General features: G+C 50.9%; 24 protein-coding genes and 1 tRNA gene. 7 read left to right on the forward strand and 18 right to left on the reverse strand.

Annotated elements, in window-relative coordinates; translation table 11 throughout:
* Nucleotides 1-387: 387 nt before the first annotated feature.
* Nucleotides 388-543 carry a hypothetical protein gene (locus H6G21_RS00330; protein ID WP_190570539.1) on the forward strand — a complete coding sequence of 52 codons (156 nt, stop codon included), beginning with the start codon at nucleotides 388-390 and terminating at the stop codon, nucleotides 541-543.
* A gap of 61 nt (nucleotides 544-604) precedes the next feature.
* Here the strand turns inward: H6G21_RS00330 and H6G21_RS00335 are convergent, their stop codons facing one another.
* The 6 genes from H6G21_RS00335 to H6G21_RS00360 all read right to left on the reverse strand — a co-directional run bounded on the left by H6G21_RS00335 (nucleotide 605) and on the right by H6G21_RS00360 (nucleotide 5,551).
* Nucleotides 605-1,330 carry an ABC transporter ATP-binding protein gene (locus H6G21_RS00335; protein WP_190570402.1) on the reverse strand — a complete coding sequence of 242 codons (726 nt, stop codon included), beginning with the start codon at nucleotides 1,328-1,330 and terminating at the stop codon, nucleotides 605-607.
* A gap of 152 nt (nucleotides 1,331-1,482) precedes the next feature.
* Nucleotides 1,483-1,716: a 4Fe-4S dicluster domain-containing protein gene (locus tag H6G21_RS00340; RefSeq protein ID WP_190569345.1), complete on the reverse strand. Its 234-nt coding sequence runs from the start codon at nucleotides 1,714-1,716 to the stop codon at nucleotides 1,483-1,485.
* 150 nt (nucleotides 1,717-1,866) lie between these two features.
* Nucleotides 1,867-3,117: an ATP phosphoribosyltransferase regulatory subunit gene (locus H6G21_RS00345; protein WP_190569347.1), complete on the reverse strand. Its 1,251-nt coding sequence runs from the start codon at nucleotides 3,115-3,117 to the stop codon at nucleotides 1,867-1,869.
* Nucleotides 3,117-4,136 carry a J domain-containing protein gene (locus H6G21_RS00350; RefSeq protein ID WP_190569349.1) on the reverse strand — a complete coding sequence of 340 codons (1,020 nt, stop codon included), beginning with the start codon at nucleotides 4,134-4,136 and terminating at the stop codon, nucleotides 3,117-3,119. Before H6G21_RS00350 ends, H6G21_RS00345 begins: the two co-directional genes overlap by 1 nt.
* Nucleotides 4,137-4,299: 163 nt before the next feature.
* Complete coding sequence (locus H6G21_RS00355; protein ID WP_190569352.1) at nucleotides 4,300-5,109, reverse strand: inositol monophosphatase family protein; 810 nt, start codon at nucleotides 5,107-5,109, stop codon at nucleotides 4,300-4,302.
* Nucleotides 5,110-5,182: 73 nt separating this feature from the next.
* A complete protein-coding gene (locus H6G21_RS00360; protein ID WP_190569354.1) occupies nucleotides 5,183-5,551 on the reverse strand; it encodes a 2Fe-2S iron-sulfur cluster-binding protein in 369 nt (122 codons plus the stop codon).
* A 106-nt stretch (nucleotides 5,552-5,657) separates the two neighbouring features.
* On the opposite strand from H6G21_RS00360, the gene H6G21_RS00365 reads away from it, so the two are divergent.
* Nucleotides 5,658-5,744 (forward strand) — tRNA-Ser (locus H6G21_RS00365).
* A 288-nt stretch (nucleotides 5,745-6,032) separates the two neighbouring features.
* On the forward strand, nucleotides 6,033-6,443 hold the full coding sequence (locus tag H6G21_RS00370; protein ID WP_190569356.1) for a hypothetical protein: 411 nt from the start codon (nucleotides 6,033-6,035) through the stop codon (nucleotides 6,441-6,443).
* Here H6G21_RS00370 and H6G21_RS00375 read toward each other — a convergent pair.
* From H6G21_RS00375 to H6G21_RS00400, 6 genes are all read right to left on the reverse strand, one after another.
* The gene (locus H6G21_RS00375; RefSeq protein WP_190569358.1) at nucleotides 6,432-7,097 is read right to left on the reverse strand and encodes an adenylate/guanylate cyclase domain-containing protein; all 666 of its coding nucleotides are present in this window, start codon (nucleotides 7,095-7,097) and stop codon (nucleotides 6,432-6,434) included. The genes H6G21_RS00370 and H6G21_RS00375 overlap by 12 nt on opposite strands.
* 171 nt (nucleotides 7,098-7,268) lie before the next feature.
* Nucleotides 7,269-8,540 carry an inorganic phosphate transporter gene (locus H6G21_RS00380; protein WP_190570404.1) on the reverse strand — a complete coding sequence of 424 codons (1,272 nt, stop codon included), beginning with the start codon at nucleotides 8,538-8,540 and terminating at the stop codon, nucleotides 7,269-7,271.
* Between the two features lie 146 nt (nucleotides 8,541-8,686).
* On the reverse strand, nucleotides 8,687-9,334 hold the full coding sequence (locus H6G21_RS00385; protein ID WP_190569360.1) for an HAS-barrel domain-containing protein: 648 nt from the start codon (nucleotides 9,332-9,334) through the stop codon (nucleotides 8,687-8,689).
* 37 nt (nucleotides 9,335-9,371) lie between these two features.
* Nucleotides 9,372-9,566 carry an NAD(P)H dehydrogenase subunit NdhS gene (locus tag H6G21_RS00390; protein WP_190569362.1) on the reverse strand — a complete coding sequence of 65 codons (195 nt, stop codon included), beginning with the start codon at nucleotides 9,564-9,566 and terminating at the stop codon, nucleotides 9,372-9,374.
* A gap of 154 nt (nucleotides 9,567-9,720) precedes the next feature.
* Nucleotides 9,721-11,022 carry a rod shape-determining protein RodA gene (rodA, locus tag H6G21_RS00395; protein ID WP_190569364.1) on the reverse strand — a complete coding sequence of 434 codons (1,302 nt, stop codon included), beginning with the start codon at nucleotides 11,020-11,022 and terminating at the stop codon, nucleotides 9,721-9,723.
* A gap of 24 nt (nucleotides 11,023-11,046) precedes the next feature.
* Nucleotides 11,047-12,108, reverse strand: a complete 1,062-nt coding sequence (locus tag H6G21_RS00400) for a P-loop NTPase (RefSeq protein ID WP_190570407.1) — start codon at nucleotides 12,106-12,108, stop codon at nucleotides 11,047-11,049.
* Between the two features lie 493 nt (nucleotides 12,109-12,601).
* Between H6G21_RS00400 and hemF the strand changes: the two genes are divergently transcribed.
* Nucleotides 12,602-13,654, forward strand: coding sequence for an oxygen-dependent coproporphyrinogen oxidase (hemF, locus tag H6G21_RS00405; protein ID WP_190569366.1), 1,053 nt, complete (start codon nucleotides 12,602-12,604; stop codon nucleotides 13,652-13,654).
* Between the two features lie 431 nt (nucleotides 13,655-14,085).
* Nucleotides 14,086-14,442, forward strand: coding sequence for an STAS domain-containing protein (locus H6G21_RS00410; RefSeq protein ID WP_190569370.1), 357 nt, complete (start codon nucleotides 14,086-14,088; stop codon nucleotides 14,440-14,442).
* Between the two features lie 115 nt (nucleotides 14,443-14,557).
* Here the strand turns inward: H6G21_RS00410 and H6G21_RS00415 are convergent, their stop codons facing one another.
* On the reverse strand, nucleotides 14,558-15,214 hold the full coding sequence (locus H6G21_RS00415) for a chromophore lyase CpcT/CpeT (RefSeq protein ID WP_190569372.1): 657 nt from the start codon (nucleotides 15,212-15,214) through the stop codon (nucleotides 14,558-14,560).
* Between the two features lie 258 nt (nucleotides 15,215-15,472).
* Here H6G21_RS00415 and tadA point away from each other — a divergent pair, with 258 nt between their 5' ends.
* Together tadA and H6G21_RS00425 are read left to right on the forward strand one after the other, a co-directional pair.
* Nucleotides 15,473-15,904 (forward strand): tRNA adenosine(34) deaminase TadA, encoded by a 432-nt coding sequence (gene tadA / locus H6G21_RS00420; RefSeq protein ID WP_190570409.1) that lies wholly within the window; start codon nucleotides 15,473-15,475, stop codon nucleotides 15,902-15,904.
* Nucleotides 15,905-15,968: 64 nt separating this feature from the next.
* Complete coding sequence (locus H6G21_RS00425; protein ID WP_190569374.1) at nucleotides 15,969-16,616, forward strand: class I SAM-dependent methyltransferase; 648 nt, start codon at nucleotides 15,969-15,971, stop codon at nucleotides 16,614-16,616.
* Nucleotides 16,617-16,879: 263 nt separating this feature from the next.
* Here H6G21_RS00425 and H6G21_RS00430 read toward each other — a convergent pair whose 3' ends face one another.
* The 5 genes from H6G21_RS00430 to H6G21_RS00450 all read right to left on the reverse strand — a co-directional run bounded on the left by H6G21_RS00430 (nucleotide 16,880) and on the right by H6G21_RS00450 (nucleotide 23,023).
* The gene (locus H6G21_RS00430; protein WP_190569377.1) at nucleotides 16,880-18,145 is read right to left on the reverse strand and encodes an OFA family MFS transporter; all 1,266 of its coding nucleotides are present in this window, start codon (nucleotides 18,143-18,145) and stop codon (nucleotides 16,880-16,882) included.
* Nucleotides 18,146-18,478: 333 nt separating this feature from the next.
* Nucleotides 18,479-19,357, reverse strand: a complete 879-nt coding sequence (locus H6G21_RS00435; RefSeq protein WP_190569379.1) for a glycosyltransferase family 2 protein — start codon at nucleotides 19,355-19,357, stop codon at nucleotides 18,479-18,481.
* On the reverse strand, nucleotides 19,302-20,573 hold the full coding sequence (locus H6G21_RS00440; RefSeq protein ID WP_190569381.1) for a glycosyltransferase: 1,272 nt from the start codon (nucleotides 20,571-20,573) through the stop codon (nucleotides 19,302-19,304). The genes H6G21_RS00435 and H6G21_RS00440 overlap by 56 nt, the downstream gene beginning before the upstream one ends.
* A gap of 92 nt (nucleotides 20,574-20,665) precedes the next feature.
* Nucleotides 20,666-21,871 (reverse strand): glycosyltransferase, encoded by a 1,206-nt coding sequence (locus tag H6G21_RS00445; RefSeq protein WP_190569383.1) that lies wholly within the window; start codon nucleotides 21,869-21,871, stop codon nucleotides 20,666-20,668.
* Between the two features lie 117 nt (nucleotides 21,872-21,988).
* A complete protein-coding gene (locus H6G21_RS00450; protein WP_190569385.1) occupies nucleotides 21,989-23,023 on the reverse strand; it encodes an MraY family glycosyltransferase in 1,035 nt (344 codons plus the stop codon).
* Between the last annotated feature and the right edge of the window lie 207 nt (nucleotides 23,024-23,230).

The raw sequence follows: 23,230 nt of genomic DNA on the forward strand, positions 1-23,230 counted from the left end.
TTGCTAGACCATCTGAGCTGGGTATAGGGAGAGACGGTTGGGGCATAACCGTGAGCTGAACCGACTCTCATCGAGGGCCAGTCAAGCCGCTTCAGCCCGATCGGGCTGCTCTCTTAGTGAAAACTTCTCAAAGGAGAGATTATCAATATTGGTGGTATTTTCACGTATACTTTATGAAAAATTTAATGGTTTCCCAAACGCAACTTCGTAAATTCCGATGAACACAGTAGATTCCAATAAGCACAGGACTATCGTGAGCTAATGTTTAAAAACTGCAACTGAAGGAACAAAGCTTCCCCTGAGCAAGCTACCCTGAAACTAGGAGAAACAGCACGACCTATGGGTTTCGGCCATGACCCTAGGCGCAGTCGTGCTTGATAAATGGATATGAATAACAAGCCCAATCGGCCCAATTCCCAACAGGAAAATTCCTCAAAGGAATTAATTCCTCGGGAAATCAACGTAGATGCAGGCACACTCATGCTGATTGTCAGCCTCGCGATCGCGGTTCCTCTGCTACTTGCTGGAATCTTCTCGCACTAACCTTCTCGCACTAATTGTGATGGATTTTCTGGTGATGGATTTTCGCAACTCGTTGCTTTGACTAGTGTGCTTGACCCACCCCTAAATACAGTTCGCCTACCTTGGGATCATTCAACAGGTCAATGCCCCGACCCTCAAAGCGATCGCGTCCCGCCTCCAAAACGTAGCCCCGATCGGACATTTTCAGCGCTTGCTTAGCATTTTGTTCCACCAGCAAAATCGCCGTCCCCGATCGTTGAATTTCTTGAATTTGTTCAAACACCGAAGTCACCATCAACGGAGACAGGGCCGCCGAAGGTTCATCCAGCAGCAACAAACTAGGGCGCAACATCAACGCCTTCGCCATGGCTAGTTGTTGCCGCTCACCCCCGGAAAGCGTGCCCGCCCGTTGTTTTCGCCGTTCACCCAGCTTCGGAAAGCGATCGTACATTTCCCGCTTCAACGGTTCCAAGGCCACATTGCGCACATAGGCCCCCATTTCCAAATTCTCTTCCACCGTCAAAGACCGAAAAACATTGGAAATCTGTGGCACATAGCCCATGCCCTTCGGCACAATTTGGTCCGGCTTCAACCCCGCGATCGCTTCACCATTGAAAATAATTTGCCCGGTGTGGGGTGTCAGCAATCCAAAAATTGTTTTAGCCAGTGTTGACTTTCCCGCTCCATTCGGGCCAATGATCGTCACCAACTCCCCTGGGTGAACAATCATATTCACTCCCTGAAGAATATCTAAGTCCTTGATGTAGCCTGCGTGGACATTTTCAACAACCAGGATGGGATCGGCCATGGGACTTGATGCGATGGGGTAAACCAAATGGAATGATAGGTAATCGGTGATCAGTGGCTCAGATTGCGCCGATCGACCAAGAGAACCACCCAAACTTTACCCTGAGACGGGGAATTTCGTCCAAGGAGTTTGGGTGATTGAGTTAAGCTAGCCTATGCCTTGTGCAGTTGCAGATCGGGACGTTCTTCCGGCACGATCGCACCTTCCACCGGGCACACTTGCAAGCAAATTCCACAATCGATACAGGTTGAAAAATCAATCCAGTACCAATCGGTTCCCTTCAAATTTTTGCTAGGGGATTCACCTGGGTGAATGCAAGCAACTGGACAAGCAGAAACGCAATCTGCAACGCCTTCACAGACGTCACTTACGATCGAATGGGCCACAGTGTTCTCTCTTCTAACAGGATTTAAGGATACAGAAATCTAGGGTAACGAGGGTTTTCCTCTAGGACAAGCCTTTGCCTAGGACAAACTTAGAGACCCACCCGCGATCGCAGTGGAGAATCCTCCCACTCACCGCAGGCGTGTGTGTAGTTACAGCGCAGGGGCCAGCCGTTCCTCCACGATCGAACCATCCGCTTTAATCCAAGCAATATTGGCAATGCCGCGCCCTTCAGCATAGGTGCGGATCCCGTCCTGCGATCGTCCGCCCAAATCCACTTCTACCCGCAGCATGTTCTGGGATTGCCGCAGCTTTTGGCTATGGGCAAAGGCGATCGCGTGGGTGCTTTCCTGCCCAGACACCACCAGCCAATCACTCCGGGGCGTTGTACTGGGAAGCTGACCTGTGGGCAGCAGGGCCTGGTGAAGGCGCTCTAATTCCAGGGAAAAGCCAATCCCTGGGCGAGATTCTCCCTGGGGATGGTAAACCCCCAGCAGTTCGTCGTAGCGGCCCCCCTGCCCTAAACTAAACTGTCCCGCTGGGCCATGACTGATTGCTTCGAACACAATGCCAGTGTAGTAGTCAAAGGTGCGGATCAAACTCAAGTCCAGCACGATCGGGATTACTGTGGTTTGCGCCTCGGTGGATGTCTGCATCGTTGTTTGCAGCAGTTCAATCAACGACTTGAGATGGTTGACTGCGGCCCATTGGGTTTCATCCAAGGGGAGACGGCTGACTTGTTGAATGACATCCGCTGGTTTGCCCCGCAGTTCCAAGAGAAAGAGCGCCCGCTCCCGCAAATCATCGGATAACGGCATTTCCTCTAGGGCAATGCGATCGAGGTGGGCAATGGCCCGTCGCACCTTCGATCGAATCGCCTCCGGAAAGGCCAAGAGCAGCGATCGGGTCAGCCCCGCTTCCCCCAGGACGAGCTGCCACTGTTGTCCGAGCCCCACATTGTCGAGGCTCTCCATCAGCAATAACAGAATTTCCGCATCCGCAAGCAGGCCACTGCCCCCCAGCAGTTCCACGCCCGCTTGGTAAAACTCTTGTTGGCCGCTGTGACTGCCTTCCTCCGGTCGCCGAAAGACGTTGGCATTGTAGTACAGCCGCTGGGGTTGGTTGCCCTCTGCCAGCCGAGTCACCGCCGTCCGCGCGATCGATGCCGTCAGCTCCGGACGCAGGCCCAATGCCTCATCATCCGCTGTCTGGATCTGCAAGATTTGGCGTTGGGCGATCGCGCCCCCTGCCATCAAAGTATCCAACCGCTCTAGGGTAGATGTAATAATCCGGTGGTATCCCCAGCGATGCAAAACCTGCTGAAGCCGATGTTCAATCCAACGCTTTTGCGCAACATCCAGGGGCAATAAATCCCTCGCCCCACTTGGCGGCTGATAAACCATTACTTCTTCTTCCCAAATAGCCCTCCAAATAATCCACCGGATTTTCCATCGGATTTTCCGTTCGCCTTACCACCGGACTTCCCAGGGGTTGGCTTGTCCGCCGTAGACTTTCCGGCTGCACCATTGGTAGGGGTCGTTTTTGCAGCCATTTGCTGAAGACGCTGTTTCCCCACCAGAGCCATTTCTTCCTCTGGGTTAAATTCCAACGCCTTATCAAAGCTGATGCGAGCCATCGTAGCTTGTTTTTGTTCCAAATAAACCATCCCCATCAAACTGTGGAACCGACTATTTTTGGGCTCGATTTTGAGGGCGTCTCGCAGCTCTAAAATAGCCTGGGCGTAGTTCTGCCTTCTAAAAGCGAGCTCTGCCCGGTTGTAGTAGGGCTCGGCGAGGGATTGGCGTGGGATATGGGCAAAGGGGGTTTTGCTCTTATCACCGAGGGTTGGGTTGGTGGTGGCTGGACTACCCGATGAATTCCCTGAGGTCGTTGCTGATGTAGATTTCGCACCCGCAGGACTTTGGGTAGCAATATTCAGCCCTTCTCCTTCGGTGCGCATTAAGTAAACTAGGTTGAGTTCACTCAGTTGGGCAGTTAACTCAATGACTTGATCCATTTGATCATATTGACGGTGGGATAGTTCTTGCACCGCCGATCGGTAGGCATGATCCAAGTTGCTTGCAGTCATGAGATCCTGCGCCATCGCAGCTAAGCTGCTGGGATCGATCGTTTGCCGTGCTGCGGCTTTCCCCTTGAGCTTGAGCAAGAGAACATATTCTGTTCTGTTTTTATCCTGAGAGAGTTGTTCCCACGCAGGATTGACCAGCTTAGACAATAATTGTTCTGCTAGTTGCTTATCGGTGGCGCTTGCCGCTGCCGCACTGTCCGGATGCAAGCGTCGGGCAATTTTGAGATAGCTCTTACGAATCTCCTTGGGATCTGCGTTGATGGGCAGCCCTAAGGTAGCGTAGTAATCGGCGAAATCCGCTAGGAACAGCCCCCGTTGAATTTGAAACACCATGCGTCTCAACCTGCCTAGGATGTCATTTTGTTTAGTGTAGTGTAGTCAGCGAATGGATGGGGGGTGATGCCTAAAATCCGGCTCCCAGTGACGCTTGCTAAGGAGGGAAGTCCAAGGTGCAAGGCGTCAAAAATCCAAGAGCAAGACAGCCAGAGGTGAAGCATCAGGCCCATGCAGCTAGTGGCTTGACTTGCTGAAGTTCTTCCGCGATCGCAGAATGCAGCTTGCCATTAGTTGCCAAAATCCGACCCGATCGCAATTGAAAATCGGAACCATCGTAGGCTGTGACGCGGCCTCCCGCTTCTTCCACCAGAACGATGCCCGCCACCATATCCCACGGGGACAGCCCCCGTTCCCAAAATCCATCTAAACGACCGGCAGCAACGTAGGCCAAATCAAGGGCTGCTGCCCCATCCCGCCGCACCCCCTGGGTCTTGTGGGTAAAGTGGCAAAATTCGGCGTAGTTATTGTCTGCGGTTTGATGGCGATCGTAGGCAAAACCGGTTACGAGTAAACTTTTGCTCAGTTCTGCGGTAGATGAAACCTGAATAGGCCGACGGTTCAGCGTTGCACCCTGACCTTTGGCGGCCCGATAGAGTTCCTGGTGGATGGGGTTATAGACCACGCCTACCTGGGGAATCCCCTGAATCATTAAGCCAATGGAGACGGCTACACAGGGATATTGGTGGGCATAGTTGGTCGTGCCATCCAGGGGATCGATCGCCCAGAGGAACTCATCATCTAGGGTGCCCACTTGCCCGGTCTCTTCCGCCAAAATGGAATGATTGGGAAGATGACGATGCAACACGGTGAGAACGGCTTTTTCCGCAGCCCGATCGGCCTCCGTGACCAGATCACCGGGGCGGCCTTTTTCTTGGATATCCTGTAGGTTGCCCCAATACTTTTGCAGTTCAGCACCGGCTGCCAGTGCAGCCTCTGTGGCAATGTCAAGAAAAACTTCGAGTTGGGACATGGGTCGTTGCTGATAAAACAGATCTGATCTGGATGACAGGGTGGGGGAATAAATTTGGCAGGATACCGTTTGCTTAATCTTCGTCTAACGGCAGACCAAACCGAACCCGCCCCTTGCCAAAATACCGACCAAATTGCAATTCGTATACCTCATCCTCATCCTGGGTTTCAACTTCCAGATCCGATCGCGCATAGCTCACACACAGTAAGGCATAGCCCTGTTTCTGCAGGTCGAGGGAGAGCCCCATGGCTTCGGGCTGTTCGAGGGATCCAGAGAGGACACGCACTGCGCAGGCGGTACAGGCTCCATTGCGACAGGAAAAGGGCAGATCGGCCCCTTGGTTTTCGGAACAGTGCAGGATGTAGCGATCGTCGGGCACTTGGATTTCGTAGGAAGTGCCCTTTTGCCGGTTGTGGATGCGCACCTTGTACAGTTGACTCATAAAAAATAGGAGGGGGAACAGAAGTTTTTTAATTTCTCTTTTCAGTATGCGGCAATCTCTGCTACTATTAGATCTCGTTGGGGCAAATTGCCTGACAGAACAATTTGGAGAGATGGCCGAGCGGTTGAAGGCGCAGCACTGGAAATGCTGTTTGGGCGTAAGTTCAACGAGGGTTCGAATCCCTCTCTCTCCGTCAGTTACGACAACTTAAAGTCAGTTACGGCAACTTAAGTCGGCGAGCGTTTCGAATTAGCAAGTGTTTCGAAAGCATCTCGATCTGCGCGAACGTCCCCTTTGCATATCTTGAATTATTCCTGGGTCATGTATGGAAGTTCCACCGTTTGCTTCCATGGTTCTCAAGGGAGTGTTCGGTATGGCTGCATGCAAAGCACAAATGATCTGATGGCTCGTTATGATTGCTAATTTGGATATATCTCTTTGGCCGCGATCGTTTTTCTCGATCACTGTCCTACTGGGGCTGATGGTTGCCCCGGGCCTGCTCCTGGGAATGGGGGAATCCGCCAAGGCTAGTAACTTAGCGGATCCGATTATTTATGATTATTTCAAGACCAAGTACAGCGTTCACCTCATGGATACCCGTGGGGCCTGCGGCTACTATATGGATCCGGAAGATGTTTACGAACGCGGGAATGAACGGGTCACCACAATTACAGTGACAGCAGGCCGATCGGGGGGCACGGGCTGTCAAGGAGTCCGAAAGTTCATGCCCTTGCAAGTGAATTGTAAACAATTGACTGGGCAAGTTTGGGAACTTCAGGGGGCTGGCAGAACTGCACAGTGGGATCGTCAGTCCATTAGCCGTGAAGCTGTGGAAAAAGTCTGTGAGGTGGCGAATGTGAAGTCATTGCCATCGCCTCGATCAGGCCGATAAGCTCAATCCCTCGAACTGATACTGGTAGGCCACCATTTGGATGCCAGAAATGCCCAGATGAAATTCAGCCCAGCGATGATCCGGGGTTTGGAGTTGTTGATAGGCTGCCTCGGTAATCATGAGTTCCCCCCCTTCGGCGGTATCTTCCCCTAATTTGGAGGCCAGGTTGACCTCGTCTCCAAAAAAGTCTTTGTGGACAGGATCCTCAATGACGAAAATGGATCCATAACCAATCCCGATCGCTACATTTAGCCCTTCTGCCTGCACTGCTTGTAAGGTGTTGAAGGCGGCAGTGATGGCTAAATCCACAGTCGGAAAGATGGCAAAAATATTGTCGGCTTCCGATTTGATAATGTCTCCCCCTTGGGTTTGCAACTGGGGAATGGCGATCGCATTCATATGCTGAATCATCGACAACGCGGGTAGAATTCCCTTCGTGTTCGCTGTCTTGGAAAAGCCTGACATATCCAGAATCATGATGGCCTGGGTTTGGCCAAAGGTCGCCCACAAAGTTTGTTCAACCACCGATCGCGTTTCTACGTTTGCAGTACGCCATTGATGGATCAGGTGATAAAACGTGGCTTGCGTATTTTGCAGCGATGAATCATGGGCAGCCACTAGGGGTACCGTTTGGAAATCAATGGCAGGATTCATAGGATTTTCAGGATAGAACGCTGGCAGCATAGGTGATTGGCCAACCAGATGATCACCAATCTATATAGAACACTCAGCAGAAAAATTCCTCCAGCTTGGGTCAAAGATTTTACTTATTGGGTAAAAATTTATTGGGTAAAAATTTCCCTTAGAGTACCCAAGCCTGGTTGATTACAACCCATTCCCTGCGATCGGCAGAAAGATCCGGAGTCCATAGAACGTTCCCGCGCCTAAGGCCAGTGCAATCGGAATCGTTGCGACCCAACTGAGCCCGATCGACCGTAGGGTGGTTAATTGAATCGATCGCCAATTTTGCACCCAGCCAATCCCCACCACAGCCCCGACTAACGCATGGGACGTAGACACCGGCAAGCCCAGCCGGGAGGCGAACAAAATCGTCATCGCTGTTGCTAGTTCTGCACAGAAGCCCCCACTGGGCTGTAGGGGAATGATGCCTTCACCGATCGTAGAAATGACCTTTTTGCCCCAGACTGCCAGCCCCGCCACAATTCCTAAGCCACCCCAAGCCAGTACCCACAACGGAATATCTAAATCTGCGAGAGGGACTTGGTGGGTTTGGTGAATGGTCAAAATGGCTGCAAAGGGTGCGATCGCATTGCCGACATCGTTGGAACCGTGGGCAAAGGCGACGCAACAGGCACTCAGTAATTGAAATCGGGCAAAAACGGTTTCTAACTGGAACTGACGGAATCCGAAGTTGGCGGTGGGACTGATTTCTCCCCCTACGGATCTGATTCCGCCCAATAAAGATAAAGTGAGGACGATCGCGGCTAGACTCCCAATTCCTAGGGCGATCGTGTGAGTCGGTAAAGGGATCCAACGCAGACTCGGTGTAGCAACGATGGGGGGCAATACCAGTACCCCAAAGGTTCCCGTCAACAGAACCGAGAGCCAGGGGATCCATTCCTGAAGAGACTGGTCAGGACTAGAACGGTCGAAAATTCCCAAATGCAGCAGGCGGTAGAGTAGAGCTGCGATGCATCCACTGATCAGCGGTGTCGCTATCCAACTCAGGGAAATCGTTCCGATCGAGGCCCAGTTGACCGCTGGAAAGCCCCAAGCCATCCAGCCCATCCCTGCGATCGCCCCTACGGTGGCATGGGATGAGGAGACGGGTAATCCTAAAAAAGTGGCTAGGTTGAGCCACAAGCTAGCGCTAATGAGGACAGCCACCATCCCCCAGAGCAATAAATCCGGGCGATCGAGAAATAGGTTGGGATTGACAACCCCAGTCGCTAGCTTTTTAGAAACCCCTTGACCAAACAGGACTGCCCCAACAAATTCCAAAATTCCCGCGATGATGAGCGCCTGCCGTAGGGTAATTGCTTTAGATCCCACGGAAGTGCCCATGGAATTGGCAACATCATTGGCTCCTAAGTTCCATGCGAGATAAAACGCTAAAACACTACTGAAAATTAGGATCCACACAGTAAACAGGGGGTTAGGACAGGAAATCAGGCTCCATCTGCTGAGGGGCTAGAAGCTGAGAGGAGAGAAGCGATAGGCGTATTAGCCAGTTGTATTAGCCAGTTGTATTAGCCAGTTGGTTGAGTCCTTCGCTAATTAACTTAGTCAACGTAAATTTGACTTAGGATGACCCGGAGGCGATCGTAGTCATCCTTGAGCAAGATACTGAGGGTTCGTCCTGCCTGCACTAACCAGGCGCGATCGGCTTTGCGCAATTGATAAATTTCTCTCAAGGTTGAGGCAACGAGGGAATCCACCGGAGCCCCCGCTAGCTGCAACAGTGTCCGCAAAAAGTCTAACTGCTCTGTAAAGGCAATGACTTCCTCCACCGTACAACTGTGCACAGCTTGGTGAATTTGGGGGGGACGGGGTGGCAAGTGATGGTAAATGGCCGAGCCTTTACGAGCGGGCTGGAACCCCGCGATCGCGGCCCGAAATTCTGTTTTCAGCATGGCAAAGATTTGCGGCTGCTGTTCCCGGAGTTCCGCCAGTGATAATCCCAAGGCCCGGGCCCGGTGCACGGAGTCGATCGGGCTCGTCGTCGCATGGTAAACCACGGCGTAAATCGTATTCCCCGACTCTTCGTCCCTGGACTTGACCCAACTGCCAAAGGGAGGCATGGCTGGAAACCCAAGTTCATCGGGTTCCAAACACTGGGCTAGAAATTCGGTCGTGGCAGTCTCGATCACCTCCGCAAAATGGTGGGGCGATCGAGGACTGGCATCAAACTGAGGGAGGGGCAGCCGCATTTAACCTAACTTCCCGATTGAAACTTGCCGATTGAACCTACTTGCCTTTTTTCTTGCCGCCCATTTCTACCGGTTCTAGTTCGGATAAGCGGAAGGTAATGATTTTGTCCCAGTTCCCCCCTTCAAATAGCACGGCTACTTTGCCGTCGGTGACACGCTGCACAAGACCTTGAAACCCATAGTAGGTATCATCCATATTGGTTACACGAACCACAGAACCCGGAAAAATCATAGGGCTGATTCATCAGTACTTCAGACTTCAGTTTACCGGGAATCCTGGCTTTTCGCGTGTCTTGTCCCTAAAACAAACGAGGAAATTCCAGTGAAATTTCCTCGGCGATCGATAGACGAATCCTGAAGCCTTCCTGCCAAATTGCGCGTCCGGGTTAGAATCGCGTGCGTTGCCGATGATTAGCTACCGAAGAGACAACTCCTACAGCCAGGAAATTCATCAATAGAGCCGCGTTGCCATAACTTAAGAAAGGCAAGGGAATGCCCGTTACCGGCGATAGGTTAATTGTCATGCCAATGTTGACAAACGTTTGGAAGACCCACATGGAAAAGATGCCAACTGCAATCAGTGAACCAAAGTCATCCTTAGCATTTTGGGCAATGATCAACAAGCGGTAGCAAATCAGCAAAAAGGTCGCCAGGACTGCAATACAGCCAATAAAGCCCAGCTCTTCCCCGATCGCGGTAAAAATAAAGTCCGTATGTTGCTCTGGAATAAAGTTCAACTGAGTTTGCGTGCCTTTATACAAGCCTCGACCCCAGAGTTCGCCCGCCCCGATCGCAATTCTGGATTGGATCAGGTGATATCCACTGCCCAGGGGATCGGCTTCGGGATGCATAAACGCTGTCAAGCGATCCTTTTGATAGTCTCGTAGCACATTCTCCCAGAGGAAACGAAACAAGCCCCCAGAAATGAGATTGGCGACGATCGCCGTGAGGGTGCCCCAGCGTTTCCAAGGCAGACTGCGAAAGGCAATCACGCCCATGACGAAAACCCAAATCAACCAAATTCCGATGCCAAACGGTTCTAAGGCAGGCTGGATATTTTTCAAGACATTGGGAGCGGAACCCAAGATAATCGCAGAAAAGGCTGGAGACAACATCAAAATCAACCAGCCTGGATTGGCATTGCCCCAGTAGAGCATCCCTAGCGTAATCGAGCCAAACACGAGGGAGGTGCCTAAGTTGGGCTCCAAAAAAATCAACAACCACGGCACCGCCACCACCCCCAACACCCGGAGCATGGCAGGCAAGGTGGATGCAGGCTGCTCATGTAGCAGGGATGCAATGGTAATAATGACCCCGAGCTTGGCAAACTCAGAGGGTTGCAGGTAGAAGGGGCCGATGGGAATCCAGCGTTGGGCTCCGAGCCCTTCAGTTCCGAAAAACATCACCGCCAGCAGACCCAACACCGTGATTCCGTAGACCAACCAGCGCCATTGGAGCAAGACTTCATAGCGAGTCCGTGCAATTAGAAGGGCCAGAAAGATACCCACGCCACCGGTGATCCAATGGCGACTCCAGTCTGTGATAGCTTGCTTATGTTCCACACTGTAGATCATGATGCCACCTAGCACCATGAGTCCTACGGTGCCTGCAAACAGCCACCAATCCATGCCTTCCCATGGCTGGATCCACGATCGCCAACGAATCTTGAACAGACTTTTTTGAAACATGGGCAATCTGGCTCCTTCGAGTCTCTAGACAAGTGCAGCAACGGAAACCTTGGCTGCAACGGTTTGGGCAATTTCCTGGAGGGCTTTGGCGGAGGCTGAGCTGGGTTCAGCCAAGACGATCGGCAATCCACGATCGCCCCCTTCCCGCAAAGGAATCTCGATCGGCACACATCCTAATAACGGCACCTCCAATTCCTTCGCCGCTTTTTTCCCGCCATCCGAACCAAAAATGTCATATTGGCGATCGGGTAAATCAGGTGGCACAAAATAACTCATGTTTTCAACCAGCCCCAGCACCGGAACGCCCAATTGCTGGAACATCTTGAGTCCACGACGGGCATCAATTAAAGACACCGTTTGGGGTGTGGTCACAATCACAACGCCCGCCATGGGAACTCGTTGTGCCATCGTCAGCTGCGCATCCCCCGTGCCCGGCGGCATATCTACGATGAGATAATCTAGCTCTCCCCATTCCACCTGGTAGAGAAAATTCCGTACCATACTGTCAATCATGGGCCCCCGCCAAATGACAGGCTGATCGGGATCAATCAAAAATCCCATGGAGACTAATTTGACCCCATGGTTAAAGGCTGGCTCAATGACTTCACCGGCTTCCCCTTGGCGCACCATGACCTTGGCGTCGGCCAACCCCAGCATGGTGGGAGCATTGGGGCCATAGATATCAGCATCAATCAGACCGACCTTAGACCCAGCTTGGGCCAGGGCAACGGCTAAATTCACCGCAACGGTACTCTTGCCCACTCCCCCTTTGCCACTGGAAACCGCAATGATATTTTTGACTCCAGGAACGTCCGATCGGCCCGGAGCGCTCTTTTGCTTAGGTGTTTCTGCGGTGACTTCCACCTCCACGGTTTCCACGCCCGGTAGCGTCCGCACCGCTTTTTCGCAGTCCTCCACAATAAATTGACGTAGGGGACAGGAGGGTGTGGTCAAAACGAGGGTGAAGCGAACTTGACCTCCCGTCACCTGAACATTGCGGATCATGTTCAGTTCCACCAAGCTTTTGCGCAGCTCTGGATCTTGAACGGGTTTAAGGACTTCTAAAACGGACTCTACACTCAGGATCATAACCAAAAATTTAGGTGGGTCGATCGCCCAGCACGAGCGTTACTAAATGTTAAAAATCTGTCTTTCAATCTTACCTGTTGACGAGACCTGCAAGGTTCTCTTCCCCAATGCAAAGACCCAATGCAAAGGTTAGTTAACCCGGATTCAAACAATTTAACAAAAGCTCAAATCTTTATGGGGTAAGGATTTTAGGGGCTTTGCTTTAAGGATCCCATTGGTGTGGTCAACGATACACGGTAGTCTATTTTGAGATCGTTACAGACGATCGACCGCTGTCATGAGTGCTCATGCTAGAACCCTTGCAGCTCGTTGCATAGAATCTCGTTGCACAACTCGTTGCACAGAATAGAGTCATTTAGTCTCGATTCAACCTCATCTTCGTGAAGTGTAGTTCCTGCGTGAAATGTGACTCATGAAATGGGGTTGCCGGGGAGACATTACTACTCTGTTCCCAGCATAAAAACTATCTATTATCCTGTCGAAGACTCCTATGACTGCATTCTCTACCCCTCCCAAACCACAAGTTGATAACATGCCACCTTCGGATTCCCGCGAGCGGGTTAGCCAGTGGATGAAGTCTCTGCAAGAGAATATTTGCAAGGGATTGGAAGAGGCAGATGGATTAGGTCAGTTCCAGCAGGATAGCTGGGAACGGGCAGAAGGCGGTGGCGGTCGATCGCGGGTGATTCGCGAAGGCAACGTCTTTGAGCAAGGCGGCGTCAACTTTTCTGAGGTTTGGGGTAAGGACTTGCCGCCCTCCATTTTGGTGCAGCGGCCTGAGGCTCGGGGGCATGAGTTCTACGCCACAGGGACTTCCATGGTGCTCCATCCCAGGAACCCCTATATCCCCACGGTTCACCTCAACTATCGTTACTTTGAAGCCGGCCCCGTTTGGTGGTTTGGTGGTGGGATCGACCTCACTCCCTACTATCCCTTTGAAGAGGATGTCGTGCATTTTCACCAAACGTTGAAAAATGCCTGCGATCAGCATCATCCGGAGTATTACAACACCTTTAAACTCTGGTGTGACGAGTATTTCTACCTGAAGCACCGGCAAGAGACCCGAGGGGTGGGTGGAATTTTCTTTGACTACCAGGATCCAACGGGTGTGCTCTATCCCATCTCCTATCCGGGTTCCCAGATGGATACCCCAGCAGCTCAGTACAGCAATCAAGTTGGGGCGGTGGAAGGTCGGACTTGGGAGACGCTATTCTCGTTTGTCCAAGCTTGCGGACAGGCTTTCTTGCCAGCTTATTTGCCCATTGTCGAACGGCGACGCAACACGGAATACGGCGATCGGGAACGGCAGTTCCAACTGTATCGTCGAGGTCGCTACGTAGAATTCAACTTGGTTTACGATCGTGGAACGATCTTTGGCTTGCAAACCAATGGCCGGACGGAATCGATTTTGATGTCCTTACCCCCTCTCGTTCGTTGGGAATATAGCTACAACCCAGAACCCGGCACCCCAGAAGCTCGGCTGTATGAAACGTTCTTGAAGCCTCAGGACTGGATCAATTGGCCCCTGTCTAAATCCGTTTAGCTGCTAGGGATTGGAAGCCATAGGATCACAGAGCGATGTTGTGTGATCCCGCTCATAGTTGCTTCTTGGGTTCACCTAAAGCTACACTCAGTCATCGCTTAATGAGACAGCTTGGGCTCTCCTCAGGCTGTTTCAATCTTCTAAAGAGTGACCGATCAAACTACCCACTGAATTAGCTTGCTGACTCAATCATTTGGCTAGAGTGTAGCTTTTAAGTCTAGCTTGTAGCTGAAGCTCTGCTAGCTGAAATAAGGGCTGTAAAATTCAGTAATGCTCACTGTCAGGGCAGTTGAGATTGTTGAGCTACCTAGCTGATAGAAGAATCTAGGTTTTCTGTTTAGGTGTAGCATTTTTTGGGCATAACTGAGTTATACCAGTGTCATCAATCTCAGGGGAAAGCAGTGATTGACGTAGATCAGAGGTCAATACACATGGAGCAAAGAGTTCATACAACCCGTGACGGGAATAGCGTGATTGTCCTGACACCGGTCGGTCGCCTGGACATTACGACTGCATGGCAATTTCGTTTAACGCTGCAAGAATGTATTTCTAAGCAGAGTCATCACGTTGTTGTCAATCTCGGACAAGTCAATTTTATTGATAGCTCCGGCCTAACGTCCTTGGTCGCAGGGATGCGGGATGCAGACAAGGTTCGGGGTAGTTTCAGAATTTGTAATGTCCATCCGGAAGCCCGATTGGTTTTCGAAGTGACCATGATGGACTCAGTGTTTGAAATTTTCGAGACTGAAGAAGAAGCTCTAGAGGGCGTCCCGAGGGGGGTTGCTTAACCAATCAACTCAACGATCGTGGCGCTTGGGACGACAAGTTCGGGTAATGGGTTTTAGCCATCAAAGTGCCTGAATCCTCAAGGGTTTGGGGTTAACTGATGACCTGTTCAAATCTTCAAGCGCGTTTTTGAAACTGGTAAGGGCCCATAAGTGCGCCCCAAATTGGTTCTCCAGTCTCTGGAGAAATTCCTTTGTCATAACTGTAAAACCAAGATTCACTGACCCAGAACCCTAGGGCAACTTGGCCTATTTTTCGTTCTCCTCTCTCTGGGTAGGAAAATTGACAACAGGAGCCTTCTGGGGCGATCGCAGCATAGCCCAGTTGATCTACCCCAACGGCATTTGTCCTCCGTTGGGGGGTCACCTCTAAGAGGCATCCCGGTAATTGCTCAATATCGGCTTCGGTTATGCTTTGCAGTTTGGCTGGATCCTGGCCTGCTTCTTTGAATTGACTGGGATCTTTGAATCCATAGTATTGCACTTGAAGGGGATAATACTGTTCGGGACTGGGCTCGCCATGGGTGCCATTAGGCGCTTCACAGGCGGATACCTGGATTCGGAGAAGACGTTGGCGATAGGGAGAGTCAAGCTGAAGGGCGTTGGCCTGTTCCGCAAAGATAGTCATGCTGTCTTCGCTAAAGAGGGGGGTGAGACGGTGCCAGAGACGAAGATTGACGTACCAGATGGGTTCGTCGATCGCTTGGCTGCGGTTGTCAAACTCACCCAGGAGATATTGGGCTAGTTTCTGTAACTCAGGTAGGAGACTCGCCATAAACTCGTTAGAGTAGTCAACGTTGGAACAAGAGCACCGATCGCTATTTTAAGGACATCCTGCTTCACTGCATAGACTTGAACTGATAGGGATGGATGCCTTAGCACTCATCTGAGGTATTCCAAATGGTTTGCCTGAAGGCGTGTGGCGGTTTGAGCCTTGTTATAGCTCAATGAAGATTGTGAATATTTAACGGTGACCTATTCAAATTTTTCTCCATCGATCGAACACCCGGAGTATCTGAAGCATCGCCGCTGGATGTTACGAGCCTTAGACCTGGCAGAAGCGGCGGGGGCAGCGGGAGATGTCCCGGTGGGAGCCGTGGTGGTCGATCGGGCGGGGCAAGTGTTAGCGGAAGCGAGTAATCGCAGGGAGCGGGATCAAGACCCGACTGCCCATGCGGAAATTTTAGCGTTACGGCAAGCGGGGTTAGTGCGTCGTAATTGGCATCTCAATGACTGTACGCTCTATGTCACCCTGGAACCTTGTCCGATGTGTGCGGGCGCGATCGGGCTAGCGCGACTGGGGCAGTTGGTCTATGGAGCGGATGACTTAAAAGCCGGTGCGGTGCGCAGTGTTCTGAATATTCCCGATGGGCCAGCTTCCAATCATCGGCTCAAGGTTGTGAGTGGAATTTTGGAGCAGGCTTGCCGAGAGCAACTGCAAACTTGGTTCAGTCACCATCGTTGAACGGAGTCGGTTAACATAACTTTATACTGGCCTGTTGTTTACGCTCTTGGTGGATCCTAAAGTTATGCTGCTCCGACCTGAACAACGAACGAAACTGGATGCCTCCGACGATCGTTTGTTTTACGACTATCCGCGATTTGTGACCCATGTTGATGAAGGATTTATCCAGCAATTGACAGAGCTGTATCGCGATCGCTTGCAGCCGGGAATGCGGATCTTGGATCTGATGAGTAGCTGGGTGTCCCATTTGCCGGAAGAGATGGAATTTGCCTATGTGGAAGGCCATGGATTGAACCCAGAAGAGTTGCAAAAAAATCCTCGGTTCAACCATTTTTTTGTGCAAAATCTCAACGTTGATCTGCAACTTCCGCTGACAGATCAATCGTTCGATGCGGTATTATGCACGGTCTCGGTGCAGTATTTGCAATATCCCGAAGCAATTTTTACTGAGATTTATCGTGTTCTCAAACCGAATGGATTGTGTATTGTGAGTTTCTCCAACCGCATGTTTTATCAAAAGGCGATCGCGGCTTGGCGAGATGGGTCTGAGACCGATCGGGTAGAGCTGGTAAAGTCCTATTTTGCCGCCGTTCCCCGGTTTAGTACACCGGAAGTCATTACCCGTCGATCGCAGGCTCCAGCAATTCTACAAATGATGGGTTTTGCGAGTGGTGATCCATTCTATGCTGTAATTGCTAAACGGATGCTGTAGATTGATATTTCTATAATTACTTTGGTAGATACATTAGTAGCAAACACATCGGTAGTAAACATACTAGTAATGTGTTTTGTGATTCAAGGGTAAATTCACGAATTTTATAGAATGCGTTTTATAGAGTGTATTGGCTTGCAATTTTTAATGGCAATAAATTGATACTCGGTTTGCCAAAGTTGACTATTTTAGATTCTGTAATCTTTGTGGAAATCGATTATGAATCTCCATGAATTAGTGATGGGTCTACTTTGATAGAGCATCTAATTTGGAGAAGAATCAGTAATGATCTTTTCAGGTTTCAGAAGCAGATTAGCAAGAATAATGCCTAGAATAGCTAAAAACGCCATCGGATAGAACACATAGTTGTAGGTTCCCAAAATGTCTCGAATGCGGCCTGTGACTAACGTCCCAATCAAAGCACCTACGCCGTAGGCTGTGAAGACTAGACCATAGTTTTGAGCATACTGTTCGGGATTAAAGAAGCGTAACGTAATGGTTGGAGCCATTGCTAACCACCCACCAAGACAAAACCAAAACAGGCAAAAGGCCGTGAGATAGGTGACAACCTGTCCCGCTTGAGCCTTCATCATTAAGATGCATGCGATTAGAGTAAGAATGTAGGACAAAATGGCCACGTAGTGAGGCTTGAAGCGATCGCAGAGCCAACCAAAGAGCGGACGGCTGATCCCGTTAAACAGCGCAAATAAAGAGACACTACTCGCAGCTACCGTTGGATTGATAGCAATGATTTCGCCTCCGACTGGACTGGAAATTCCAATCGCACTTAAGCCGACTAAGGTTCCGATCGCGTAGCAAAGCCATAGCCCATAAAATGATCGACTTTTTAGCAAGTTTCTAGGGTAGGTTGGAGGCGAGATTGTGGGAGCTGCTGCGATAGTTTGCTGAGGATGCCACCCCTGAGGAGGCAACTTCATCGTCATAGCGATCGCTAAAATAATCACTGTGAAAGTGATCCCAAGAACCCGTAGGGTAGGACGAACCGAGTAGGCTGCAATTAATTGGTGGACTATTGGAGCTGTGATTAGGGGAGAAAGTCCAAACCCAACAATCGTCAACCCTACCGCTAATCCTTTTTGATCAGGAAACCATCGGGAAATGACAAAGATAGGGACGCCATAAACAATACCGATGCCGGTGCCAGCAATCACGCCGTAGGTAAGGATGAGAAGGCCGATCTGGTTTGCAAAGCTTGAAAGAATATACCCCAAGCCTACGACCATGCCTCCGATCGCGATCGTCAGGCGAGACCCCAGACGAGGAATGTAAAAGCCTGTGATTGGCATTAGCGCAGCATAGAAAACTAATACGAAGGTATAGGGTAACAAACTTTCAGTTGCACTAATGCCGAGCTCATTTTCTAAAGGAATTCTAAAAATACTCCAGGAATATACACTTCCTAGACAGAGTAAAATAATCATCCCCAGGGGAATCAACAACCATCTGCCTTGATTTGCTGGGTATCCCAAGACTGTTATGTTGCGCTCATGATGCGTAGTTGTGCTCATAACCTTGCTCAAGAATCGAGAACTGAAGCAACTATGTAGGTGTGAGCGGCAAAGCTGCCGATGGTGATTTTTCTATGGTAATTTATATACTGTACTCAATTTTCACCGCTGAATTTGTATCCCAATAGCCAGAATACTCAGGCTTGATGAGGTGGGTTATGGCTGCAAAATGCTGCTGAATCAGGTTGGCCAGTGGCAATAAAAAATCGGGATCCTTTTATCCAGGGAATCCCGATCGGGCTAGCTACACAACTGTTATAAGGCTGACTCAGGCTGCTACCCAGCCATCTGCTGACGGAGCAACCGGTGACTCCCCATTATTGTTACTGAACATCATGTCACTGGCATGTCAGCAGTATGGCGGTTGGATGGGGCTAGTTTTGCATCAGAATTCGTTGCGTCACGATTCGTTACATCAATTGCCTTCAACGTAAGCACAATATCCGTGTCGGGATTGCAACTTGCTTCAATCAGACGAGCCGACAAAATCAGTTCTGCTAACACTCGCTGAAACGCATAGAACCAGCCCCGCCAACCATCGAAAATCCCTTGTCGTAGAATCAAACAGTAGATCAACACAACCACAGGTGCCAGGAATTTTTTCTGGCGTAGTCGATCTCCAAAGCTCAGTTGATCGGGGGTTGCCGTGAGTAACTTTTTCACCTCCAAAATGGCGTAGCGATCCTGGGCCCAAAGCCAGCGCCCAAAGGCTTTGCGATCGTCATGGTAAATCACCGACTTCACCGCGCTGGCTTCTCCCTGCACCGCTAGTAACTGCGTGTGGCCATCGTTAATATACGTGGCCTTAGACTTGCGGAAGAGGGCTTCCCGAGGCGGCAGTAAGGTTCCCCGCAGCGGCTTGCCAAAGACGCAATATTTGAACGGGATAAAGTAACTGTCTACGCTCGATCGGGCTGATAACCCTTGCATTTCCGTAACCAATTCTTTGCTCAAGCGATAGTCCGCATCCAAGGACAGAACCCATTCCGTTTCCACCTGGGCTAAGCCATAGTTCCACTGTTGGGCATGGGTATCAAAGGTACGGGAAAACACGTCAACTTTAGGATACCGCGCCAAAATTTCCAGCGTTTCATCGGTACTGTGGCTGTCCACCACGACAATGCGATCGGCCCAGGCCAAACTTTGTAGCGTCCGCTCAATATTGGGAGCCTCGTTGTAGGTCAGAATAACCGGCGTGATAGAGTTTAGCATCGTAGAAAAGAATGGATTGATAATGTTGAACTAACTGTTTTGCAATTTGGGGCCAGGAGAACTGCGATCGCACTGCAAGTTCTGCTCGAATTCCCATGGCTTCCCGAGTAGCTGGATCTTGCAAGGCCGATCGCAGACCAGCGGCCACCGCATCGGGGGTTTGCTCCGTTACCCAACCCAGGTTATGCTCCTGCACCAACGTTGCCAAGGCCACTCCCGGCGTAATCAGTACGGGCAATCGATTGGCCAATGCTTCCAGCACGGCAATACCAAAGTTTTCGGAATGGGAGGGTAAGACAAATAAATCCGCCCCTTGCAACAGCCGCTGTTTGGTGGTGCCCTTAGCAAAGCCCAGCCAATGGGTACGATCGGTCAAGCCCGCTGCCTCAATTTCCGCCGCCAGTTGCGCTTCATACTCCGCCGCCCCACTCCCCGCCATCACAAACTGGAAGGGTAGATCTCGCAATTGCTGTAAGGCGGGAATGAGCGCATCAAACCCCTTTTTGGGATGGAGCCGAGAGAGAAAGAGGACGATCGGTTGATCGGCTGGGAGATTCAACTGTTGGCGTAACTCCTGCTTGGCTTGGGCGTTGACCGCTGGCATGTCCAACCCGTGGGGTACCACAAAACTGGGGGTGTTTAACCCAACGGCTTGGGCTTCCTGCTGTTCTTGCAGCGCGGTGAAATGCAGCGATCGGGCTCCTTGTAAATTGGCCATTTCAATGATTTTCAAATAGGCCCGTTTTTTTGCGGCTCCCTGTTGCAGCGACCAGGTACAGAGTTGTCCCAGGGGCCGCACAATGTAGGGAACATTTTTTGCCCGTGCGATCGCCATTGCAATGGTTGATGGATAGGAAAAAATGGCGTGGATGTGAACCAAGTCATAATCCGTAATGGAATGCCACAGCCAACGGGTAAGTGCCGAGGAAAAGGTGAATTCCCGAACGGCTGAAAGAGCGGGAGCAAACTTGGGGAATGCTTGCAGGGGAACCGTCTTGTATGCGGCATCGGAAGAATCAGCGGTAGAACTGGGGTAGACGGGATAGTCAATCCATTGGTGTAAGGGAAGGGGCAGTAAATCATCGCCGCTGTCGTTGGTTGTGACGATCGCGGCATCAATCCCCTGTTGACGCAGGGCATACACCATTTCCAACACAGCTTGACTGGGGCCACCCCGCACAGGTGAAACGGAGGGAATGACGTGAAGAATTTTCATAGAAATGCATTAGGTCATTGGCAGGAAAACGGTTTAAACATTGGGAAATGGGCACAGGACTGTATTGTGCTAGAAACACTAAGAAAAAGACGCTAAGAAAAACTATTACTGGGAATCAATAACGGCTGGAGGAGCGGGGAATCGGCCATCAGGGTAGACAACCGTTGTTGGAATCCCAGCGGGCCAAAGGTTTGTACCACCGCTTCCCGCAGGGCAGGGGGCTGATACAGAAGGGGATTGGGATATTGCTGTTGCAGAATTTGCGTCAGGGTGGTGGCAATTTCCGCGACATCATCGGGATTCACGATCGCGCCTAAGCGACCTCGATCCAGCGCATCGATCGCGCCATCCTGGCCCCCTACAACGGGTTTTCCCGATGCCATGGCTTCTAGGTAGACAATGCCAAATCCCTCCAGCTTGCTGGGCATGGCAAACACATCACAGAGATTGTAATAGGCGGGGAGTTCCTCATCGGGAATGAATCCCGCCAAGGTGACACAATCCTGGAGGTTTTGGGCGCGAATCAGTTTTTCTAACCGTTGGCGATCGTTGCCACCACCGACAATCAGATAATGCACATCCGGAATCGCTGAGCGAATCTGGGGTAACGCGGCCAAAATCTGATCGTAACTGTGGAAGGATTCCCCGGCTGCCAAACGGTTGACCGTCAAAATCACCGGCTGGTCCCGCCGCAGGCCGTGGTGTTCTAACAGAGCAGCCGGTTTCTCCGCCACTTGAAATCGCTCTGCCCCGAAGGTATTGGGCAAAACATGAATGCGATCGGGGTCAATTTCCAATCCTGCCAACATACGATCGCGGGTGTAGTGGCTAACGGCAAGAATACGATCGGCGTTAGTCAAGGCTTGGCGCACCTGGGGACGATCGATTTCCCAGGCTTCAAATCCATGGGCCATCGTCCAATAGGGGACTCCTGCAAGTTGTTTGAGGCGATGGGCAGCCACCGTGAAATTCAGATGGGTCGTCAGCACTAAATTAGGCCGCTGCCACAGGCCCATGCTGACAATTTGGGCGGCAAAGGTAGGCGTTCTCAACCGAATGGGAATCTGTCCCTGGCCCCAGAACTTTGTCTGAGGTAAATAGCGATCGCGCTGGCTAGCAGGATCGCGATCGTGCATGGAGAAAACATCGTACTGAATCTGAGGATAGAGCGCTTGCAGATTTTGTAGGAGAAATTGGGAGAAGACTTGGATACCCCCTTTAAAGTCGAAGAGACCGGGTGTCCAAAAGTGCAAGCAAGGAGCAACGGATGTTTGGCCTATACCGACGGTTGATTGCATAGCGTTAATGGGATGAACAATTCACACAATGAGGGGAAAAGTAAGGCTGAGAATTAAGAAGCTTGAGCTAGCAAGGGCGTAGGGAAGGTGGGAGAGTGGGAGAGTGAGAAGGAACGGTTAGCCTTGGGGGAGTTGGGTAATTTGAGGTTTGATGGTGATTTGGGTGATCAGTAAGATAAACACGAGCAGGAATACATTGCTCCAGGCGACGTAATTGATATTGAGGAGAATGCCGCTTAAGCCTGCCCAACCCATGAGGCCATAAATGCTTAACACTGCGCTAGTCTGAGATAGACCCGCTTGGAGTAAGCGGTGGTGAATGTGGCGACGATCGGGGAAGAAGGGGGATTTGCCTTCCCGCAGACGGCTCACAATTACAAAGGTCATGTCCAAAATGGGTACTGCCAGAATTACATAGGGCAACATGGCAAGGGTAAAGTTGGCATGGTTTTGGACTGTCAGGATTGCAATACCACCCAGCATGGAGCCGAGGAAATAGGAACCACTGTCGCCCATGTAAAGTTGTGCGGGTTTGAAGTTGTACCGGAGAAAGCCGATCGTGGCTCCTGCAACGGCTAGGGAAATCATAGCAATATCAGAATTGCCTAGCTTCCAATTTACCAATGCAAACATGACTGCCGCGATCGCGCTGACGCCGGAAGCTAAACCATCCAAGCCATCCAGCCAATTGATTGCATTTGTGACCCCCGCTAACCAGAGAAAGGTAATCGGTAGGCTGAAGAGTCCTAGGTCGATCGTGCCAATGCCTGGGATAGGAAGGACATCCAGACGCAATCCAAAATACCAGGTAATGGCAGTAATCACCGCTTGCAGACCCAAGCGCAGAATCGGTGACAAACTCCAGCGATCGTCGGCCAAGCCGATCGCAAAAAATCCCACGCTGCCCAGGAGCATTGCCATAAATGCAGGGTTACTCGTGGGCAGGGCAACGCCTGCGACCATCATCCCCAGTAATCCTAGAAACGTCGCAGCACAGATCGCTAATCCGCCCATGCGCACCATGGGTTGCTGGTGAATTTTACGGGAATCGGGTTGATCCAAAAAGCCCCAGGAAGCCCCGAGGATTTTGGCAAGGGGTGTTAAACATAAGCCCCCTAACAGAGTGCTAGCAAAGGTTAACAGTAGGGTCATAAAAATAACTGGTGTAGGTCTGAGCTATATTCAGCATCGCAACCCCGGACTGTTGATGATATATATATTGCTGTTTGAGATGGATAACGATGTATAACTTGATGTTGTGGGTTGTATCTGTTTTGAGATTGCTCCAATGCGAACCCCTTAAAACTGAGCCATTCCAGCACGGCTATAAAAAAAGCTTCTGTTGATGCAGAAGCTTGC

The organism is Alkalinema sp. FACHB-956 (assembly GCF_014697025.1).
Classification (GTDB): Bacteria; Cyanobacteriota; Cyanobacteriia; order Leptolyngbyales; family Leptolyngbyaceae; genus Alkalinema.

Excerpts from the sequence above, each read along its gene's own strand:
- H6G21_RS00415 (WP_190569372.1), bottom strand. The coding sequence starts at position 15,214 with ATGGCGAGTCTCCTACCTGAGTTACAGAAACTAGCCCAATATCTCCTG.
- H6G21_RS00345 (WP_190569347.1), bottom strand. The coding sequence starts at position 3,117 with ATGGTTTATCAGCCGCCAAGTGGGGCGAGGGATTTATTGCCCCTGGAT.
- H6G21_RS00390 (WP_190569362.1), bottom strand. The coding sequence starts at position 9,566 with ATGATTTTTCCGGGTTCTGTGGTTCGTGTAACCAATATGGATGATACC.
- H6G21_RS00375 (WP_190569358.1), bottom strand. The coding sequence starts at position 7,097 with ATGAATCCTGCCATTGATTTCCAAACGGTACCCCTAGTGGCTGCCCAT.
- H6G21_RS00370 (WP_190569356.1), top strand. The coding sequence starts at position 6,033 with ATGGTTGCCCCGGGCCTGCTCCTGGGAATGGGGGAATCCGCCAAGGCT.
- H6G21_RS00350 (WP_190569349.1), bottom strand. The coding sequence starts at position 4,136 with ATGGTGTTTCAAATTCAACGGGGGCTGTTCCTAGCGGATTTCGCCGAT.
- H6G21_RS00435 (WP_190569379.1), bottom strand. The coding sequence starts at position 19,357 with ATGCTAAACTCTATCACGCCGGTTATTCTGACCTACAACGAGGCTCCC.
- H6G21_RS00445 (WP_190569383.1), bottom strand. The coding sequence starts at position 21,871 with ATGCAATCAACCGTCGGTATAGGCCAAACATCCGTTGCTCCTTGCTTG.
- H6G21_RS00410 (WP_190569370.1), top strand. The coding sequence starts at position 14,086 with ATGGAGCAAAGAGTTCATACAACCCGTGACGGGAATAGCGTGATTGTC.
- H6G21_RS00430 (WP_190569377.1), bottom strand. The coding sequence starts at position 18,145 with ATGAGCACAACTACGCATCATGAGCGCAACATAACAGTCTTGGGATAC.
- H6G21_RS00335 (WP_190570402.1), bottom strand. The coding sequence starts at position 1,330 with ATGGCCGATCCCATCCTGGTTGTTGAAAATGTCCACGCAGGCTACATC.
- rodA (WP_190569364.1), bottom strand. The coding sequence starts at position 11,022 with ATGTTTCAAAAAAGTCTGTTCAAGATTCGTTGGCGATCGTGGATCCAG.
- H6G21_RS00360 (WP_190569354.1), bottom strand. The coding sequence starts at position 5,551 with ATGAGTCAACTGTACAAGGTGCGCATCCACAACCGGCAAAAGGGCACT.
- H6G21_RS00355 (WP_190569352.1), bottom strand. The coding sequence starts at position 5,109 with ATGTCCCAACTCGAAGTTTTTCTTGACATTGCCACAGAGGCTGCACTG.
- H6G21_RS00450 (WP_190569385.1), bottom strand. The coding sequence starts at position 23,023 with ATGACCCTACTGTTAACCTTTGCTAGCACTCTGTTAGGGGGCTTATGT.
- H6G21_RS00385 (WP_190569360.1), bottom strand. The coding sequence starts at position 9,334 with ATGCGGCTGCCCCTCCCTCAGTTTGATGCCAGTCCTCGATCGCCCCAC.
- tadA (WP_190570409.1), top strand. The coding sequence starts at position 15,473 with ATGTTACGAGCCTTAGACCTGGCAGAAGCGGCGGGGGCAGCGGGAGAT.
- hemF (WP_190569366.1), top strand. The coding sequence starts at position 12,602 with ATGACTGCATTCTCTACCCCTCCCAAACCACAAGTTGATAACATGCCA.
- H6G21_RS00330 (WP_190570539.1), top strand. The coding sequence starts at position 388 with ATGAATAACAAGCCCAATCGGCCCAATTCCCAACAGGAAAATTCCTCA.
- H6G21_RS00425 (WP_190569374.1), top strand. The coding sequence starts at position 15,969 with ATGCTGCTCCGACCTGAACAACGAACGAAACTGGATGCCTCCGACGAT.
- H6G21_RS00440 (WP_190569381.1), bottom strand. The coding sequence starts at position 20,573 with ATGAAAATTCTTCACGTCATTCCCTCCGTTTCACCTGTGCGGGGTGGC.